Source organism: Plantibacter sp. VKM Ac-2880 (assembly GCF_015351235.1).
In the GTDB taxonomy this organism is placed as follows: domain Bacteria; phylum Actinomycetota; class Actinomycetes; order Actinomycetales; family Microbacteriaceae; genus Plantibacter.
In genome coordinates this window covers 1,948,678-1,964,762 of the sequence record NZ_JADKSJ010000001.1, presented here as the reverse complement: position 1 = coordinate 1,964,762, position 16,085 = coordinate 1,948,678, and the positions used below count along the sequence as shown (strand labels likewise).

The window sequence follows — 16,085 nt, the reverse complement described above, 5'->3', positions numbered from 1 at the left end:
AATGGAGCATGACCGTCTCCGTGAGGGCGATCGGCGTGGCCGTTCCTCAGACCATCCTCCATCAAGACGAGATCAGAGACGTCTTCCGTGATCAACCCGGCAGGACGCGCCTCGCGCAACGACTGATCGGTGCCGCCTTCGACGCCTCGGCGATCGACACGAGGCACACCGTCATCGACGCGTTCGACGATGAGGTCCCGACGACCACGGCTGCGTTCTACGACGCCGAGCAGCGCCTCGTCGGCTCACCCCCGACCGGCCTCCGGAACGACGCCTACATCGAGCACGCTCCCCCACTCCTCCTGGAGGCGGCGAGGCGAGCGCTCGACCAGGCACACGGTTTGACGACGGCCGACGTGACCCACGTCGTGACCGCGTCCTGCACCGGCTTCTTCGCACCGGGGCCCGAGTACCTGCTCGTCCGGGACCTCGGTCTCGATCCGGGCACCGAGCGCTACCACCTGGGCTTCCAAGGGTGCTTCGCCGCGTTCCCGGCGCTGCGTGCCGCGCAGGCCTTCTGCGCAGCCGATCCCGACGCGGTCGTACTCGTGGTGTGTGTCGAGCTGTGCTCGATCCACCTCCGGTCGTCCGACGATCCTGACGTGATCCTCGGCTCCTCCGTCTTCGCAGACGGCGCGGCGGCCGCCGTCGTATCGGCACGCCCCGCCCCGTCCGATGCTCCGGTGCTCGAGTTCGACGGGTGGTCCACAGCGCTCGTCCCCGACGGCGAGACGGAGATGGCCTGGACGATCGGCGACCACGGATTCGAGATGGTCCTGAGCGGAGCCGTGCCGAAACTCATCGGCGAGCACCTCGAGATCGCGCTGCGCCCACTCCTCGCGGCGGCGGACGACGCCGACGTGTCATCGATCGACCGGTGGGCGATCCACCCCGGTGGTCGCAGCATCCTCGACCGCGTCCAACGCGGCTTCGCCCTCGACGACGAGCTGCTGGAACCGTCGCGGGCGGTACTGCGCGACTTCGGCAACATGTCGAGTGCCACCGTGCTGTTCATCCTGAAGCGTCTCCTCGACGGCGCGGGCCCCGAGGTCGACGAACGCGTCTGCGCGCTGGCGTTCGGCCCAGGACTCACGATCGAGAGCGCGCTGCTCCGGCTTCACGCCGGCGGAGCCTGATGCGGGCCGATCTCACACGGCGTGCGACGGAGCTCGTCGAACTCATGGACGACCCCGAGTGCGACCCCGTGCTCCTCGATGCGACCTATGCCCGGTTCGCGACCGTGAACCGGCTCGTCTCGGGCTGGCGCGGGCTCTACCGTTCGCACATCCGGCCTCGTCTGGACCCGTCGCGCACGACGACGATCCTCGACATCGGGTTCGGCGGCGGTGACGTCCCCTCGGCCATCGCCTCCTGGGCGCGAGCCGACGGGCTGCCGGCCCAGGTCACCGCGATCGACCCCGATGAGCGCTCGGTCGCCTTCGCGCGCCGGAGGTACGCCGACGGACCGGTCGACTTCCGAGCGGCGCACAGCAGCGACCTGGTCGCCCGGGGCGATCAGGTCGACATCGTGCTGTCCAACCATGTCCTGCACCACCTCGACGCGGCCCAGCTCGGCGGCCTCCTGTCCGACAGCGCCTCCATCGCCCGAGGCCTCGTGCTGCACAGCGACCTGGAGCGGGACCGGCTGGCGTACGCGGCGTACGGACTCGTCACCCTTCCTGGACGGCGGCGTTCCTTCCTCCACGTCGACGGGCTCCGCTCCATCCGCCGCAGCTACCGGCAACAGGAACTCCAGGAGGTCGTCCCCGACGGATGGGTCGTCGAGCGTCGATTCCCCATGCGGCTGCTGCTGTCGAGGCGCTTCGACGCGACGGCGGACGAACGCCGATGACCGGGGTGCTCGTCATCGGCGGCGGACCGGTCGGACTGGCGGCGGCGATCCTGCTCGCCCAGGACGGCGTCGACGTCACGGTCTGGGAGCGACGGGTGGACCCTCCGTCGGGAACGCGGGCGATCGGGATCCACCCGCCCTCCCTCGAGCTGTTCGACGACCTCGGCGTCCTCGACGACATCCGCGTCGACGCCGTCCGAGTCGACCGGGGTGAGGCGTGGAGCGGCGGTCGGCGACTCGGCACCGTCGTGTTCCGTGATCGTCCGGTCGCCCACCCGTATGTCGCCGCGCTCGAGCAGTGGCGGACCGAGCGGATCCTCCGTGCGCGCCTGGAGTCCATCGCCCCGGGGTCCTTGTCGACGGGGACCGCGTGCACGAGTGTCCGCACCGTCGGGGACGAGGTCGTCGTCGAGGGGACCGACGCCTCCGGCCCTGTGAGCGCTCGTGCAACCATGGTCATCGTCGCAGCCGGTGGGCGAGCCGGGTTCCCTGGAGCGGAGGATCCCGGACCGATCCACCGGTACCGCGACCGCTACCTCATGGGCGACGTCGCAGACCGGAGTGGTGCCGGGCCCATCGCGCGGGTCCACCTGCATCGTGACGGTGTCGTCGAGTCGTTCCCGCTCCCCCGCGGGATGCGCCGGTATGTCGTCCACACCGGGTACACGTCCCCTCGCGAGGGGGCGGGCGCGCAGCCGACTGCCGATGACCTCGCGACCCTCGTCGCGGATCGCACCGGCGAGGAGGCCGCTGCGGCGACGAACACGATGCTCAGTGCGTTCGGGGTGCGGAGTCGTCGTCGGAGCCGTGTGCTCGACGGACGGATCGTGCACGTGGGCGACGCCGCGCACGAGATCAGCCCGATCGGCGGCCAGGGCATGAATCTCGGCTGGGCGGACGCCCGCGTGTTCGCGCCACTGGTCGCGCGCGCGGTCACCGGGCGAGGGACGCTCGAGCGCGAGTTCGCGGCCGCCGCCGAACAGCAGCGGCGCGCGGTCGGACGTGCATCCTGGCAGGCGGCGCTCAACATGCGCCTGGGCCGCCCGATCCCCGCGCCCCTCGTCGGCGTCCGCGACCTCGGCCTGTGGGCCGCCCTCAACGGCCCGATGATGCCGGTGCTCGCCGACGCCTACACGATGCGCTGGTTGCGCTGAACCGACGGCGTCCGGCATCCGCGGCCCGCCGCCGTTGACGCATCAGTGACCGACGTGCACGCCCGAGGCGGTCTGGTCGGTCCGCCGGATGAGGAACGACACGCCCACCGCGAGCAGCGAGAGGACGGCTCCGCACAGGAACGCCGCCTGCACACCCGCTGCCGTCGCGTCGACTGCAGAACTCCCTGCCGCCGCTCGAGCGGCAGCCGTCGTGGACATCATCGTGATGAACACCGCGGTCCCGGCTGCGCCGGCGAGCTGCTGGACGGTACCGACGATCGCGCTGCCGTGCGGGTACAGCTCGGCTCGGAGGGAACCGAGGGCCGAGGTGAGGAGTGGCGTGAACATGAACGCGAGACCGGCGCTCAGGAGCATGTGGACCGCGATGATCATCACGATGGCGCTGTCGACGCCGAGCATCGTCAGGAGCCAGAGGGCGGCGCTCACGGCGAAGGCGCCGGGGATCACCAGCGGACGCGGCCCGAAGCGGTCGAACAACGACCCCACGAGCGGTGCGAGCGCGGCCATGGTCAGCCCGCCGGGGAGCAGCATGAGCCCCGTGGTCAACGTGTCGACCTGCAGCACGCTCTGGAGGTAGATGGGCAGGATGATCAACGATCCGAAGAGCGCCATCATGACGATCACGACGAGGATGATCGACACGGTGAACGAGCGGTTCGCGAAGGTGCGCAGATCCATGAACGGCCGGTTCTCGCGGACGAGCCCGCGCTGACGCAACACGAACGCCAGGAGCGCGAGGACGCCGACAGCCAGCGGGATCCACACCGGCATGAGCGCGTGGCCCTCTGCCGACTCCCCGATACTGCTCAGCCCGAAGATGAGGCCGCCGAAGGCGAGTGCGGACAGCACGAGCGAGAGCGCGTCGAACCGCACCTTCCTCGGCTCGGTCACGTTACGCACCAGCAGAGCGCCGAGGATCAGCGAGGCCACCGCGATCGGGAGCACGATCCAGAACATCCATCGCCAGTCGAGCACGCTGAGGATCAAGCCCGACACCGTGGGTCCGACCGCTGGGGCGACCGAGATGACGATCGAGATCGCGCCCATCGTCCGGCCGCGAGCCGACACCGGCACGATGTTCAGCACCGTCGTCATCAGCAGGGGCATCATGATGGCGGTTCCGCATGCCTGCACCACGCGGCCGAGCAGCAGGGTGCCGAAGCCCGGCGACAGCGCGGCGATGAGCGTGCCGAGGCTGAAGAGGACCATCGCCGTGATGAACATGGCGCGAAGGGAGAACCGCTCCAACAGGAACCCGGTGGCGGGGATGACCACGGCCATCGTGAGCATGAATCCGGTCGTCAGCCACTGCGCCGAGCTCGCCGTGATGTCGAGGTCCTCCATGAGCCGCGGCAGGGCGACGCTCATGATCGTCTCGTTGAGGATGACGACGAACGCCGACACGAGCAGCAGTCCGATGAGGAGTTTGGACCCGGGCGGGAGGCGGTCTGCTGAGGGCTTCCCGGTGGTCGGGACCGAACCTGTCGGATTGGGCACGGTGTCAGTCGTCATAGCGGTGTCATCCTTCTCAGGCCTCGGCCGTCGTCCGGGCAGACGCCTGCCCTGTGGAAGGACAAGCACCGGATCGCCGCGGGTATTCCCAGGCGTGTCGACCGGTTACGCGCAGGGCGAAGACCCGTTCCGCATGAGCGGTTCCGGTGCCACCATGAAGCCATGACTGTTCCCATCATCACGCTCAATGACGGCCACACCATCCCCCAGCTCGGCTTCGGCGTCTTCCTCGTCGACCCGCAGGAGGCGGAGCGCATCGTCTCCGATGCACTCGAGGTCGGCTACCGCCACATCGACACCGCCGCGATCTACAAGAACGAGGAGGGCGTCGGCGCCGCCATCGCGAAGTCCGGCATCCCCCGCGACGAGCTCTTCATCACCACGAAGCTCTGGAACGACCGACACCAGAAGGCGTCCGCGCACGCGGCGATCGACGAGAGCCTCGACAAGCTCGGTCTCGACCACGTCGACCTGTACCTCACCCACTGGCCCACCCCCGGCAAGGACGACTACCTCGAGGCGTGGTTGGCACTGGAGGAGATCAAGGCCGCCGGCAAGACGCGCTCGATCGGCGTTTCCAACCACCAGGTGGAGCACCTCGAGAAGCTCCTCGCGAACTCCGACACCGTCCCGGCGGTCAACCAGATCGAGTTGCACCCGGCCTTCGCGCAGCGCGAGTTGCGGACGTTCGGTGCCGAGCACGGGATCCACATCGAGTCGTGGGGCCCCCTCGGTCAGGGCAAGTACGACCTCTTCGGTGAGCAGGCGGTCGCGGCTGCTGCCGAGGCCCACGGTGTGACGCCCGCACAGGTCGTCATCCGCTGGCACCTCCAGAGCGGCCTGATCGTCTTCCCGAAGTCGAACTCGCGCGAGCGCATCGCACAGAACTTCGACGTGTTCGGCTTCGAGCTGTCGGCCGACGAGATCGCCGCGATCGATGCCCTCGACTCGGGAAAGCGCGTCGGCAGCCACCCGGACGAGGTGAACTGACCTCGGGCCTCAGCCCAACGAAGAAGTCCCCGTCAGCTGTTCGGCTGACGGGGACTTCTTGGTGTTCGAGTGGATCTGAGGGGACTCGAACCCCTGACCCCCTGCATGCCATGCAGGTGCGCTACCAGCTGCGCCACAGACCCATATTCACGTTGCTCGCCCCTGCTGTTTCAGCGGAAGCAACTTGAATAGGTTACTACATCTTGAGAGCGGTTGTGACCACTTTCGATGCCGGCACCGACGAGGTGATCAGCTCGCGGGCTGCGGAGCCGAGGACACCAGCGGAATCACCGGGCAGTCCTTCCACAGACGCTCCAGCGAGTAGTACATCCGCTCCTCCTCATGGAAGACGTGGACGACGACCTCGCCGAAGTCGAGCAGGATCCAGCGGCCCTCGGACTTGCCCTCGCGACGCAGCGTCTTCACGCCGCTCGCGTTCAGGCGGTCCTCGACTTCGCCGGCGATGGCGACGACGTTGCGCTCACTCCGCCCGGTGACGAGCAGGAAGGCGTCGACGAACGGCAGCGGCCCGGAGACGTCGAGCGCGACGAGATCCTCGCCGCCCTTCGACTCGGCTGCGGTCGATGCGAGCTGGACGGCGTCCAGCGTGGTGTCGGACAGGGTCATGTGGTGTACTCCTCTGACGACCGCAGCGGATGCGGTCGGGTGAATGGCGGAAGGGCTAGAACGCCCCGCCGAAGAATCCGATGATGAGCACCGCGATGACGCCCGCCGCGAGCACCGCGGCGGCGATCGCGAGGGTCATCAGCAGCTTGTTGCTCTGGTTGGTGGTGGCCGGGACGACGTCGCGCGTCGAACCATGGCTACTGACCGCGCGGCTCGCCGAGACGGGCGAAGCGGCGGTGACGGAGGCCGGGAGTTCGTCCCCCTCGACGAGGCGGTCGATACCCGCTCCGTCGAAGTGGTTCGGGTCCTGGCCGGCGGAACCGAGCCCGCGAGGGAGGTCGATCGTCCCGGTGATGAGGATCTCGCCCGTGGAGTTCGACGTCGCACCGGCCTCCGCCTGGGCGGGTGCCACGGGGATGATGAGCGAGCTCGTGGTGATCTGACCTGTGGTCGTCATCCCGCTGCCGAGCAGGTCTTCGAATGCGACCTCGTTGTCGACCTGCGCAGCCCGCTCGGCCTCGAGTGCCGCCACGAGCATGGAGTCGCGCCCGAACCCCTTTGAGAGCGTGGACGCCGGGTCCTCGGAGATGTCGTCACGATCGGAGACGTCGAACAGCGAGCCGGACGCGACAGGCTTGTCGCTCGCCGGCGTCACCTGGGGTGCCGGCGCCTCGGACGCGCGAGCCTTCGTGGCCCGCTCCTCCGCTGCGGCACGCTCGGCTGCCTTACGCTCGGCGGCCTTGCGCTCGGCTGCCTTACGCTCCTCGGCCTTGCGCTCGGCAGCGAGGCGATCCGCGTCCTGCTGCTCTTGCTGCTTCCGGGCCGCGGCCTCACGGCGTTCGGCCTCCGCAGCGGCTTCGGCCTCGGCGGCGGCCGTCTGCTGCGCGAGCTTGGCTGCCTGCTGCCGGGCGGCCTTGTTCTGCTTCTGGGGAGGAGCGACGACCTGATCCGGCGTGCGCGGCGGCAGAGCGACCGAGGGCACGGGCTGCTCCACAGGAGGTGCGACCGGCGTGGTCGCTGCCGGGATCTGCTCGATGGAGCCGGTCCGCTCCAATTCGCGAAGTTGACGACGAGTGAGCCCACCGGTGGGAGCCGGGCTCGGCGCGCTGGACGACGGCGTCGTGCCGGGGCTCGAGGCGGACGAAGCTGACGTGGGTGACGCCGACTCGACCCGTGGAGCACCGGCGGTCTCCGACACTGCCGGCTCGGGGATCGCTCCCCCGGCGACCGGCTCCGACGTCGATGCGCGACGGCTCCGCGGTGCAGCCGCTTCGGGCGCGGCGTCGTCGGCGGGCGTCGACGACTGCTGGCTCGCTCGAGCCTGTCGCCTGGTCAAGGGCGCGTCTTCTGGCAACGCGGTCATGTGGCTTCACTCCGATACAGGTGGTGCTTGGTGATGTACTGCACGACACCGTCGGGAACCAGATACCAGACTGGAAAGCCTTTGCTCACCCGGCTCCGGCAATCCGTCGACGATATCGCAAGGGCCGGAACTTCCAACAAGCTTACGTCGTGCTGTGGTAATCCGGAAACGTTCAAATCGTGTCCCGGACGACTCACAGCAACGAAGTGCGCGAGGTCCCAGACCTCCCTGACGTCTTTCCAGCTGAGAATCTGGGCGATCGCGTCCGCCCCGGTGATGAAGAACAGCTCGGCGTCCGGCCGTTTGCGTCGCAGGTCGCGGAGGGTGTCGATCGTGTACGTGGGACCTGCGCGGTCGATGTCGACCCGGCTGACGGTGAAGCGGGGGTTCGCCGCGGTGGCGATGACCGTCATGAGGTACCGGTGCTCACTGTCGCTCACGCCCGACTTGCGATACGGCATGCCGGTCGGGACGAACACGACCTCATCGAGGTCGAAGTGCTGCGCGACTTCGGAAGCGGCGACGAGGTGCCCGTGGTGGATAGGATCGAACGTTCCACCCATCACGCCGATCCGAGGACGACGCGTCGTCGTCTCGACGACGGGCGCGCTCACGCCGGACAGCTCAGTGACCGTGCTCGCCGTGCGCCAGCGTCGGCTCGTCCTTGCCGCCGTGACGGTTGGCGACGTCGCGATAGCTGAAGGTCACCGCACCCAGGATGGCGAACAGCACGAGTGCGACGGCGCCGAAGACCCAGGTCGGAGCGGCGAGTTCGACGGCGTGCTCCGACTCGGCCAAGACGGTGGCAGCCAATACGGACGCGGCAATCGACATGATCTCTCCTTCTGTGCGACGCCTGGTGACGCCCACCTCAGTCTAGCGACTACCGACGGGTGTGGCCCGTACCACGCACGAGCCACTTCGTACTCGTGAGTTCCGGGAGGCCCATCGGCCCCCGGGCGTGCAGTTTCTGGGTGGAGATGCCCACTTCGGCGCCGAACCCGAACTCCGCCCCGTCGGTGAACCGCGTCGACGCGTTGACCATGACGACCGCCGAGTCCACCTCAGCGAGGAAGCGGTCGGCGTTGACGACGTCGTTCGTGACGATCGCGTCCGTATGCCCCGTCGAGTAGCGGTCGATATGCTCGAGCGCGGCGTCGAGGTCGTCGACGACGCGAACCGACACCTCGAGCGACATGTGTTCGGTCGACCAGTCCTCCTCGACGACGGCCACCGCATCGGGGAAGATCTCGCGGGCCTGCTCGTCCGCATGGATGAGCACGCCATGCTCCCGGAGGTCGCCGAGCACGGCGGGAAGCAGGCGTCGAGCGGCGTCGCGGTGGACGAGCACGGTCTCGAGCGCGTTGCAGACCGAGGGACGCTGGACTTTCGCGTTGCGGACGATGTCCACCGCCCAGTCGCGGTCGGCGCTCGCGTCGAGGAACACGTGCACCACACCGGCACCGGTCTCGATCACCGGCACCGTCGACTCCCGGACCACCGTCTCGATCAGCGAGGCGCTCCCCCGCGGGATGAGGACGTCGATGAGGCCCCTGGCGTTCATGAGCTGCTTCGCGCCGTCCCGGCCGAACTCGTCGATCGTCTGCACCGCATCACCGGGCAAGGCGACGGCCTCCAGCGCCGACCGGAGCAGCCCGACGAGCACCGCGTTCGTGTGTTCCGCCGCGGAACCACCGCGGAGGACGACCGCGTTGCCACTCTTGATCGCGAGAGCGGCGATGTCCACGGTGACGTTCGGTCTGGCCTCGTAGATCGCACCGACCACGCCGAACGGGACGCGGACCTGCTCGAGCTTCACCCCGTCCGGTGTGTTGCTCCCCCGGATGACTTGACCGACGGGGTCGACGATCGCGATGACGTCGCGCACCGCGACTGCCAGCCCCTCGATCCGTCCGCGGTCGAGGCGGAGACGGTCTTGCAGGCCGGCCGTCATGCCCTGCTCCCGCCCGCTGGCGAGATCCAGTTCGTTGGCGGCGATCACCGCGTCGGCGCCCTCCACGATCGCCACGGCGATCGCTTCCAGCGCTCGGTTCTTCTGCGCGGTGGTCGTCTGAGCGAGCATCCGGGACGCACGCTTCGCAGCGGCGAGACGATCCATGAGTGGGAGCGCGGTGGCGAGAGACGACGACATGCGTCGATTGTACTCAGCCACCCTCGCTGAGCCGGCTCAGGCCGGCTGGAACCAGGTCCCGAGCTGCTCGCCCCGGAGCGCGGCGGCGACGTTCGCCGTCGAGGTCACCAGGACGGAGGTCCCCGCCTCAGCGGCCAACCGGGCAGCGGACACCTTCGTGCCGGCACCGCCCGTTCCAACGCCCGCGGATCCGATGTCGCCGAACGTCACGCCGGAGAGCGGGTCGCCGAACGGCACCTCTTCGATGCGTTCGGCACCAGGCTCCTGCGGAGGACGCGTGTACAGCGCGTCGACGTCGCTCAACAGGATCAGGACGTCCGCCGCGACCAGCACCGAGACGAGCGCAGCGAGCCGGTCGTTGTCGCCGAACCGGATCTCATGCGTCGCCACAGTGTCGTTCTCGTTCACGATCGGGAGGATGCGCAGCCCCAGCAGCCGTTCCATCGCCCGTTGGGCGTTGCTCCGGTGGCTCGGGTTCTCGAGATCGCCCGCCGTCAGGAGCACCTGACCGGCGACGATGCCGAAGCGGTCGAGGCTGTCCTGGTACCGGTAGATGAGGACGTTCTGCCCGACGGCCGCAGCCGCCTGTTGCGTCGCCAGGTCGCTCGGGCGTGCATCGAGGCGCAGGTACGGCATCCCGGTCGCGATGGCGCCGGAGGACACGAGGACGACCTCGGTCCCCTTGTCGTGCGCTCCGGCGAGAGCCTCGACCAGCGCAGTGATCTGCCCGGCGTTCTCACCGCTGATCGAGGAGGAACCGACCTTCACGACGATGCGGCGGGCACCAGGGATCGCACTGCGCTGGTTGACGGTCACCGTTCGTCGTCCTCCGACGCGCCACCCTCGTCCTGCTGGGCGTCAGCCGGCACTGAGCCCACTTCGAAGCCCTCGTCGTCGTTCCAGAGACCGGCCGCGCGTTCGCGGAGCAGCTCCGCGCGCGCCTCCGCCTTGGCGTCCATGCGCTCGAAGTACTCGTCGCGACGCTGGTTGCGCGTCGGGCGGTGGCTCGCGTCGAGTCTGGGATCAGTACCACGAGGCTGGGTCAGGAGCTCCGCGGTGCTCGTCAGCGTCGGCTCCCAGTCGAAGACGACGCCTCCGCCCGCGCCGATCATGACGGTCGCGCCGGCGACGGCTCCGGCCTTGAACAGCGCCTCTTCGACGCCGAGCTTAGCCAGGCGGTCCGCGAGGAACCCGACGGCCTCCTCGTTGTTGAAGTCCGTCTGCTGCACCCAGCGCTCCGGCTTCGCGCCGAGGATGCGGTAGAGGTTGCCGTAGGTACCACCCTCGACCGTGACGGTGAACTTGGAGTCGTCGACCGGCTTCGGGCGGAGCACGATCCGAGGCTTGGCGGCCTCGAGGGCTGCGCGGGCGCGGCTCTCCTCGACGAGCTCGCTCAACGCGAACGAGAGCTGTCGGAGGCCTTCGCGCGAGACCGTCGAGATCTCGAAGACCTTGTAGCCGCGTGCCTCGAGGTCGGGACGCAGGAATTCGGCCAGCTCGCGCGCCTCAGGCACGTCGATCTTGTTCAGGGCGACGATCTGGGGACGCTCGACGAGCGGCGTCTGCCCCTCCGGGACGGGGTAGGCGGCGAGCTCTGCGAGGATGATGTCGAGGTCGCTGATCGGGTCGCGGCCCGGCTCGAGCGTCGCGCAGTCGAGGACGTGCAACAACGCGGAGCACCGCTCGACGTGACGGAGGAACTCCAGGCCGAGTCCCTTGCCCTCACTCGCGCCCTCGATCAGTCCGGGGACGTCCGCCATGGTGTAACGGACCTCGCCCGCCTCGACGACGCCGAGGTTCGGGTGCAGTGTGGTGAAGGGGTAGTCGGCGATCTTCGGCTTGGCAGCGGACATCGCGGCGATGAGGCTCGACTTCCCGGCCGACGGGTAGCCGACGAGTGCGACGTCGGCCACGGTCTTCAGCTCGAGGAGGACGTCGCCTTCCCAGCCGGGCGTGCCGAGGAGCGCGAAGCCCGGGGCTTTGCGCTTGGTCGAGGCGAGGGCCGCGTTCCCGAGGCCGCCCTGGCCGCCGGGGGCGACGACGAACTCCATGCCGGGCTCGACGAAGTCGACCAGCTCGACGCCGTCGACGTCCTTCACGACGGTTCCGACCGGCACCGGCAGGATGAGCGTCTCGCCCTGGAACCCGTTCCGGTGGTCGCCCATCCCGAAGCCGCCGGTGTCGGAGCTCCGGTGCGGTGACCGGTGGTACCCGAGCAGGGTCGTGATCTGAGGGTCCGACACGAGCACGATGTCACCACCGTGTCCGCCGTTGCCACCATCGGGGCCGGCCAGCGGCTTGAACTTCTCGCGCTTCACGGAGACGCAGCCGTTGCCGCCGCCGCCCGCTCGCAGGTGCAGTGTGACCCGGTCGACGAATGTGACCATGGACGCTCAGCCCCTCTCTGGATCATGTAACTCGGTTGTACGACAGCAGGGGGCGGGCCGAAGCCCGCCCCCTGCTGGAAAGATCGGTGTTGCTACTCTGCAGCAGCGACGATGTTGACGACCTTGCGGCCGCCCTTGTTGCCGAACTGGACGGAGCCAGCTTCGAGAGCGAACAGCGTGTCGTCGCCGCCACGGCCGACGTTGGCGCCGGGGTGGAAGTGCGTGCCGCGCTGACGGACGAGGATCTCGCCCGCGAGGACGACCTGGCCGCCGAAGCGCTTCACACCGAGACGCTGTGCGTTGGAGTCACGACCGTTGCGAGTGGAACTCGCACCCTTCTTGTGTGCCATCTCTTCTTCTCCTCGATGCCTTACTTGATGCCGGTGATCTTGACGCGCGTGAGCTCCTGACGGTGCCCCTGACGCTTCTTGTACCCGGTCTTGTTCTTGAACTTCTGGATGATGATCTTCGGACCGCGGAGGTTCTCGAGCACCTCGGCCGTCACCGTGATCTTCGCGAGCGACTTCGCGTCGGAGATGATGTTCTCACCGTCGACGTGGAGCACCGCGGGAAGCTCGATGTTGCCATCCTTGTCGGCCTTGACCCGGTCCATCGTGACGATGGTTCCGATCTCGACCTTCTCCTGCCGTCCTCCGGCGCGCACAACTGCGTAAACCACTACGTACCCGTTCTTTGGGGAGCGAAACGCTCCGACTGACTGTTGCTGGAAGTTACTGCTCGGAAAGGCTCGAACACGTGGGACACCTTGATGGCAGAAAACCGTGGGTGGCAATGAAAACTCAATGCACACCAACGGTCGAGTTTACTTCATCGTGCAGTCCAGGTCAAACCAGCGGAACAGACGCTCGAGATCGAGGCTGTTCCTCACGGCTCCCACACCGGACGCACTCCACCAGTGTACCCCGAGGCCTCCTGAACGAAGGCCGGGTGCCCGGCGCGTCCGGACCCGACGGGAATCCACCGGCGGCGACGGTGGTTGGATGGGAGCATGACCGTGCTCATCGACCCACCGCTCTGGCCGGCACACGGCACCCTGTGGTCGCACGTCGTGAGCGACAGCTCCCTCGAGGAGCTGCACGCGTTCGCCGAGCGCACTGGTCTGCCGCCGCGGTCGTTCGACCTCGACCATTACGACGTGCCCGCCGAACGGCATGAGACCCTCGTCGCGGCCGGGGCCGTGGCCGTCACCGGCGGCGAACTCGTCCGCCGGTTGATCGCCAGCGGCCTGCGCATCACCGCACGCGAACGGCGCGCCTCCATCGGAGACGCGCCGTCCTGATCGATCGGGACTACTCGGCCTGACGCTGCGACGCGTCCGATCCGACAGCCTGTCCACCTGCGAGCGAAGCCGTCGACACGCGTCGGCTGCGGCCTCGACCCTGGCCGGGCTGCTTCGGCTCGGGAAGCGCGTCGAGGACGGATTCCAGCAGGTGCTCCGGGTCGGCCACGGCAGCACGCCGCGGCTTGTCGACCACCGGGGCGATCGGCAGGTCGAGCAACGCCAGCGTGGGCGCCGCGGAGTCCGTCGTGGTGTCGGCGGAGCGGTCCTCGGTGGCGCCACGACGAGCGTCGTCGCCGCCTCGACGGCGCGGCTCGCGCTTCTCGCGGCGGCTGCGGCGACCCTCGTGCTGCTGCCCGGCGGACGAGGCCGACCGGTCATCCTGCTGGGGCGTTGATTCCTCGGTGGTCCGGTCCTCGGCGCTTGCCGCCTCTGCGACGACCGCGTCGGCGACCGCCTCGGCCGCGGCGAGTTCCTCGTGGTGCAGCGTGCGAGCGGCGATGAGCGCGAGCGCGTTCTTCGCGTCGTCCGTGATCCCGTGCGTCTGGCCGGCCGGCTTCTGCTGCGCGTTCTGGCCACCCGACGGCTGGCCGCCCTGCGCTCCGCCCTTGCCGCGACGACGCTGCTGCTGCTCCGGCTGCGGGGTCTGGCGGTGGCGGACGACGGGGTCGTGGTGCACGACGACGCCACGCCCGGCGCAGACCTCACACGGTTCGCTGAACGTCTCGAGGAGCCCGAGACCGAGCTTCTTGCGGGTCATCTGGACGAGCCCGAGCGAGGTCACCTCGGCGACCTGGTGCTTCGTCCGGTCGCGGCTGAGGCACTCGACGAGACGACGGAGGACCAGGTCCCGGTTCGTCTCGAGGACCATGTCGATGAAGTCGACGACGATGATGCCGCCGATGTCGCGGAGTCGCAGCTGACGCACGACCTCCTCAGCGGCCTCGAGGTTGTTCTTCGTGACCGTCTCCTCCAGGTTGCCGCCTGAACCGACGAATTTGCCCGTGTTGACGTCGACCACCGTCATCGCCTCGGTGCGGTCGATGACCAGCGAACCGCCGGACGGGAGCCAGACCTTGCGGTCGAGCGCCTTCTCGATCTGCTCCGCGATGCGGTAGTCGACGAAGGCGTCACCGGTGCCGTCGTAGGCCTCGACGCGCTCGAGCAGGTCGGGCGCGACACCGCGGAGGTAGCTCTGGATGTCCTGGAGCGCGTCCGAGCCCTGGATGACGAGCTTCTGGAAGTCCTCGTTGAAGACGTCGCGGATGATCTTGATGAGGAGGTCGGGCTCGCTGTGCAGCAGTGCCGGCGACTGGACGGTCTCGATCTGACGCGAGATCTCCGCCCACTGCGACTTCAACCGCGTGACGTCGAGCGTGAGCTGCTCCTCGGTGGCGCCCTCGGCGGCCGTGCGCACGATGACGCCGACGTTCTCCGGCAGGACCTCCTTGAGGATCTTCTTCAGGCGTGCGCGCTCCGTGTCGGGCAACTTGCGCGAGATGCCGTTCATCGAGCCGTTCGGCACGTAGACGAGGTAGCGGCCGGGCAGCGAGACCTGGCTGGTCAGGCGGGCGCCCTTGTGGCCTACGGGGTCCTTCGTGACCTGCACGAGGACGGTGTCGCCGCCCTTCAGCGCGAGCTCGATCCGGCGGGGCTGGTTGCCCGTCTCGACGGAGTCCCAGTCGACCTCACCGGAGTACAGCACGGCGTTGCGGCCACGGCCGATGTCGACGAAGGCCGCCTCCATGCTCGGGAGCACGTTCTGGACGCGTCCGAGGTAGACGTTGCCGATGAGCGAGGCTTCCTGGCTCCTGGCGACGTAGTGCTCGACGAGGACGCCGTCCTCGAGGACACCGATCTGCGTCTTGCCGTTCTTGGAGCGGACGACCATGACGCGGTCGACGGACTCGCGGCGCGCGAGGAACTCGGCTTCGGTGACGACCGGGCGGCGACGGCCCGCGTCGCGGCCATCGCGACGACGCTGCTTCTTGGCCTCGAGCCGGGTGGAGCCGCGCACCTTCTGCGGCTCGGTGATGAGCTCCGGCTCGCGAGGCGTGCGGACCTTGACGACGTTGCGGCTCTCGGAGCGAGAATCGCCGCGCTCGGCCTGATCCGGTCCGTCCTCACCGGCACGACGACGGGTGCGTCGCCTGGACGAGCTGAGTTCGGCTTCGAGCGGCTCGTCGTCGCGGTGCACGATCGGCGGGAGGTCCGGTGCCTGGAACAGCAGCATGGTCGTCGGCGGACGCACCGGTGCGACGGGGGCCGATTCCTCCTGCACCGTCGGCTGCTCGGACGATTCGGTCTCGGTGGACCCGTCGGCGGCGTCAGGTGTCGTGGACTGCTGGTCGGTCGGTTCGTGCTCGGTCTCCGGCGTGGCCGGGTCCTCGGTGTGCTCTTTCACCATTCCTGGTGTACTCCCCTATGCCGGGTCGGTGGCCGCGCCACCCTCCGGTTCTTCATCTCGTGCGAGCGTCTGCGGGTGCAGCCGTTCGCAAATCCTGTGTGATCGCTGGCTCTCGGAGCTCTCACGATCGTGCCGGCACGTGCCGGCGGGTCCTGGGCTCTCATTGCCCAACAAGCCTGTTGTGTCGTGCGGTCGAGCGCGGCTCGGGCACAACCCCTCGATTATCGCACGAACGGGGCCGGCACTCCTGAGCGCCACCTGCCCGGGCATGTCCCGGACCGTCCGAGCCGGCGCGCAGCTCCGCGTGCGACAATCGGAGC

At 68.7% G+C, this 16,085-nt stretch carries 16 protein-coding genes and 1 tRNA gene; 5 read left to right on the top strand and 12 right to left on the bottom strand.

Going from position 1 to position 16,085, the window contains the following annotated elements; all coding sequences use genetic code 11:
* The first annotated feature begins 8 nt into the window (after positions 1-8).
* Genes ITJ57_RS09485 through ITJ57_RS09475 form a run of 3 tightly spaced genes read left to right on the top strand, consistent with a single transcriptional unit; the run spans position 9 to position 3,006 of the window.
* The gene (locus tag ITJ57_RS09485) at positions 9-1,136 is read left to right on the top strand and encodes a type III polyketide synthase (RefSeq protein ID WP_194669798.1); all 1,128 of its coding nucleotides are present in this window, start codon (positions 9-11) and stop codon (positions 1,134-1,136) included.
* The gene (locus tag ITJ57_RS09480) at positions 1,136-1,852 is read left to right on the top strand and encodes a methyltransferase domain-containing protein (protein WP_194669797.1); all 717 of its coding nucleotides are present in this window, start codon (positions 1,136-1,138) and stop codon (positions 1,850-1,852) included. Before ITJ57_RS09485 ends, ITJ57_RS09480 begins: the two co-directional genes overlap by 1 nt.
* Positions 1,774-3,006 (top strand): FAD-dependent oxidoreductase, encoded by a 1,233-nt coding sequence (locus ITJ57_RS09475; protein ID WP_370582294.1) that lies wholly within the window; start codon positions 1,774-1,776, stop codon positions 3,004-3,006. The genes ITJ57_RS09480 and ITJ57_RS09475 overlap by 79 nt, the downstream gene beginning before the upstream one ends.
* Before the next feature lie 42 nt (positions 3,007-3,048).
* Here the strand turns inward: ITJ57_RS09475 and ITJ57_RS09470 are convergent, their stop codons facing one another.
* Positions 3,049-4,539, bottom strand: coding sequence for a DHA2 family efflux MFS transporter permease subunit (locus tag ITJ57_RS09470; RefSeq protein WP_194669795.1), 1,491 nt, complete (start codon positions 4,537-4,539; stop codon positions 3,049-3,051).
* Between the two features lie 162 nt (positions 4,540-4,701).
* Between ITJ57_RS09470 and ITJ57_RS09465 the strand changes: the two genes are divergently transcribed.
* Positions 4,702-5,529, top strand: a complete 828-nt coding sequence (locus ITJ57_RS09465) for an aldo/keto reductase (RefSeq protein ID WP_194669794.1) — start codon at positions 4,702-4,704, stop codon at positions 5,527-5,529.
* Between the two features lie 70 nt (positions 5,530-5,599).
* On the opposite strand, the gene ITJ57_RS09460 is transcribed toward ITJ57_RS09465, so the two are convergent.
* From ITJ57_RS09460 to rplU, 10 genes are all read right to left on the bottom strand, one after another.
* Positions 5,600-5,672 (bottom strand) — tRNA-Ala (locus ITJ57_RS09460).
* A gap of 106 nt (positions 5,673-5,778) precedes the next feature.
* Positions 5,779-6,156, bottom strand: coding sequence for a ribosome silencing factor (gene rsfS / locus ITJ57_RS09455; RefSeq protein ID WP_056006609.1), 378 nt, complete (start codon positions 6,154-6,156; stop codon positions 5,779-5,781).
* A 55-nt stretch (positions 6,157-6,211) separates the two neighbouring features.
* Positions 6,212-7,492, bottom strand: coding sequence for a hypothetical protein (locus ITJ57_RS09450; protein ID WP_194669793.1), 1,281 nt, complete (start codon positions 7,490-7,492; stop codon positions 6,212-6,214).
* Between the two features lie 23 nt (positions 7,493-7,515).
* Positions 7,516-8,133, bottom strand: coding sequence for a nicotinate-nucleotide adenylyltransferase (gene nadD / locus ITJ57_RS09445; RefSeq protein ID WP_370582293.1), 618 nt, complete (start codon positions 8,131-8,133; stop codon positions 7,516-7,518).
* Positions 8,134-8,143: 10 nt separating this feature from the next.
* Positions 8,144-8,353, bottom strand: a complete 210-nt coding sequence (locus tag ITJ57_RS09440) for a hypothetical protein (protein WP_056006618.1) — start codon at positions 8,351-8,353, stop codon at positions 8,144-8,146.
* 49 nt (positions 8,354-8,402) lie between these two features.
* Positions 8,403-9,671 carry a glutamate-5-semialdehyde dehydrogenase gene (locus ITJ57_RS09435; protein WP_194669792.1) on the bottom strand — a complete coding sequence of 423 codons (1,269 nt, stop codon included), beginning with the start codon at positions 9,669-9,671 and terminating at the stop codon, positions 8,403-8,405.
* Between the two features lie 36 nt (positions 9,672-9,707).
* Positions 9,708-10,487 (bottom strand): glutamate 5-kinase, encoded by a 780-nt coding sequence (proB, locus tag ITJ57_RS09430; protein WP_194669791.1) that lies wholly within the window; start codon positions 10,485-10,487, stop codon positions 9,708-9,710.
* Positions 10,484-12,058, bottom strand: a complete 1,575-nt coding sequence (gene obgE, locus ITJ57_RS09425) for a GTPase ObgE (protein ID WP_194669790.1) — start codon at positions 12,056-12,058, stop codon at positions 10,484-10,486. Before obgE ends, proB begins: the two co-directional genes overlap by 4 nt.
* A 92-nt stretch (positions 12,059-12,150) precedes the next feature.
* Positions 12,151-12,408: a 50S ribosomal protein L27 gene (gene rpmA / locus ITJ57_RS09420; RefSeq protein WP_056006626.1), complete on the bottom strand. Its 258-nt coding sequence runs from the start codon at positions 12,406-12,408 to the stop codon at positions 12,151-12,153.
* 20 nt (positions 12,409-12,428) lie between these two features.
* On the bottom strand, positions 12,429-12,737 hold the full coding sequence (gene rplU, locus ITJ57_RS09415) for a 50S ribosomal protein L21 (protein WP_082455812.1): 309 nt from the start codon (positions 12,735-12,737) through the stop codon (positions 12,429-12,431).
* Between the two features lie 330 nt (positions 12,738-13,067).
* On the opposite strand from rplU, the gene ITJ57_RS09410 reads away from it, so the two are divergent.
* On the top strand, positions 13,068-13,358 hold the full coding sequence (locus tag ITJ57_RS09410) for a DUF4031 domain-containing protein (protein ID WP_194669789.1): 291 nt from the start codon (positions 13,068-13,070) through the stop codon (positions 13,356-13,358).
* A 10-nt stretch (positions 13,359-13,368) separates the two neighbouring features.
* Here the strand turns inward: ITJ57_RS09410 and ITJ57_RS09405 are convergent, their stop codons facing one another.
* The gene (locus tag ITJ57_RS09405; RefSeq protein WP_370582292.1) at positions 13,369-15,765 is read right to left on the bottom strand and encodes an Rne/Rng family ribonuclease; all 2,397 of its coding nucleotides are present in this window, start codon (positions 15,763-15,765) and stop codon (positions 13,369-13,371) included.
* Positions 15,766-16,085: the final 320 nt, after the last annotated feature.

Bases quoted from the DNA above. Each gene is read 5' to 3' on its own strand.
- ITJ57_RS09485 (WP_194669798.1), top strand. From the start codon at position 9: ATGACCGTCTCCGTGAGGGCGATCGGCGTGGCCGTTCCTCAGACCATC.
- ITJ57_RS09480 (WP_194669797.1), top strand. From the start codon at position 1,136: ATGCGGGCCGATCTCACACGGCGTGCGACGGAGCTCGTCGAACTCATG.
- ITJ57_RS09475 (WP_370582294.1), top strand. From the start codon at position 1,774: ATGGGTCGTCGAGCGTCGATTCCCCATGCGGCTGCTGCTGTCGAGGCG.
- ITJ57_RS09470 (WP_194669795.1), bottom strand. From the start codon at position 4,539: ATGACGACTGACACCGTGCCCAATCCGACAGGTTCGGTCCCGACCACC.
- ITJ57_RS09465 (WP_194669794.1), top strand. From the start codon at position 4,702: ATGACTGTTCCCATCATCACGCTCAATGACGGCCACACCATCCCCCAG.
- rsfS (WP_056006609.1), bottom strand. From the start codon at position 6,156: ATGACCCTGTCCGACACCACGCTGGACGCCGTCCAGCTCGCATCGACC.
- ITJ57_RS09440 (WP_056006618.1), bottom strand. From the start codon at position 8,353: ATGTCGATTGCCGCGTCCGTATTGGCTGCCACCGTCTTGGCCGAGTCG.
- ITJ57_RS09435 (WP_194669792.1), bottom strand. From the start codon at position 9,671: ATGTCGTCGTCTCTCGCCACCGCGCTCCCACTCATGGATCGTCTCGCC.
- obgE (WP_194669790.1), bottom strand. From the start codon at position 12,058: ATGGTCACATTCGTCGACCGGGTCACACTGCACCTGCGAGCGGGCGGC.
- rpmA (WP_056006626.1), bottom strand. From the start codon at position 12,408: ATGGCACACAAGAAGGGTGCGAGTTCCACTCGCAACGGTCGTGACTCC.
- ITJ57_RS09410 (WP_194669789.1), top strand. From the start codon at position 13,068: ATGACCGTGCTCATCGACCCACCGCTCTGGCCGGCACACGGCACCCTG.
- ITJ57_RS09405 (WP_370582292.1), bottom strand. From the start codon at position 15,765: ATGGTGAAAGAGCACACCGAGGACCCGGCCACGCCGGAGACCGAGCAC.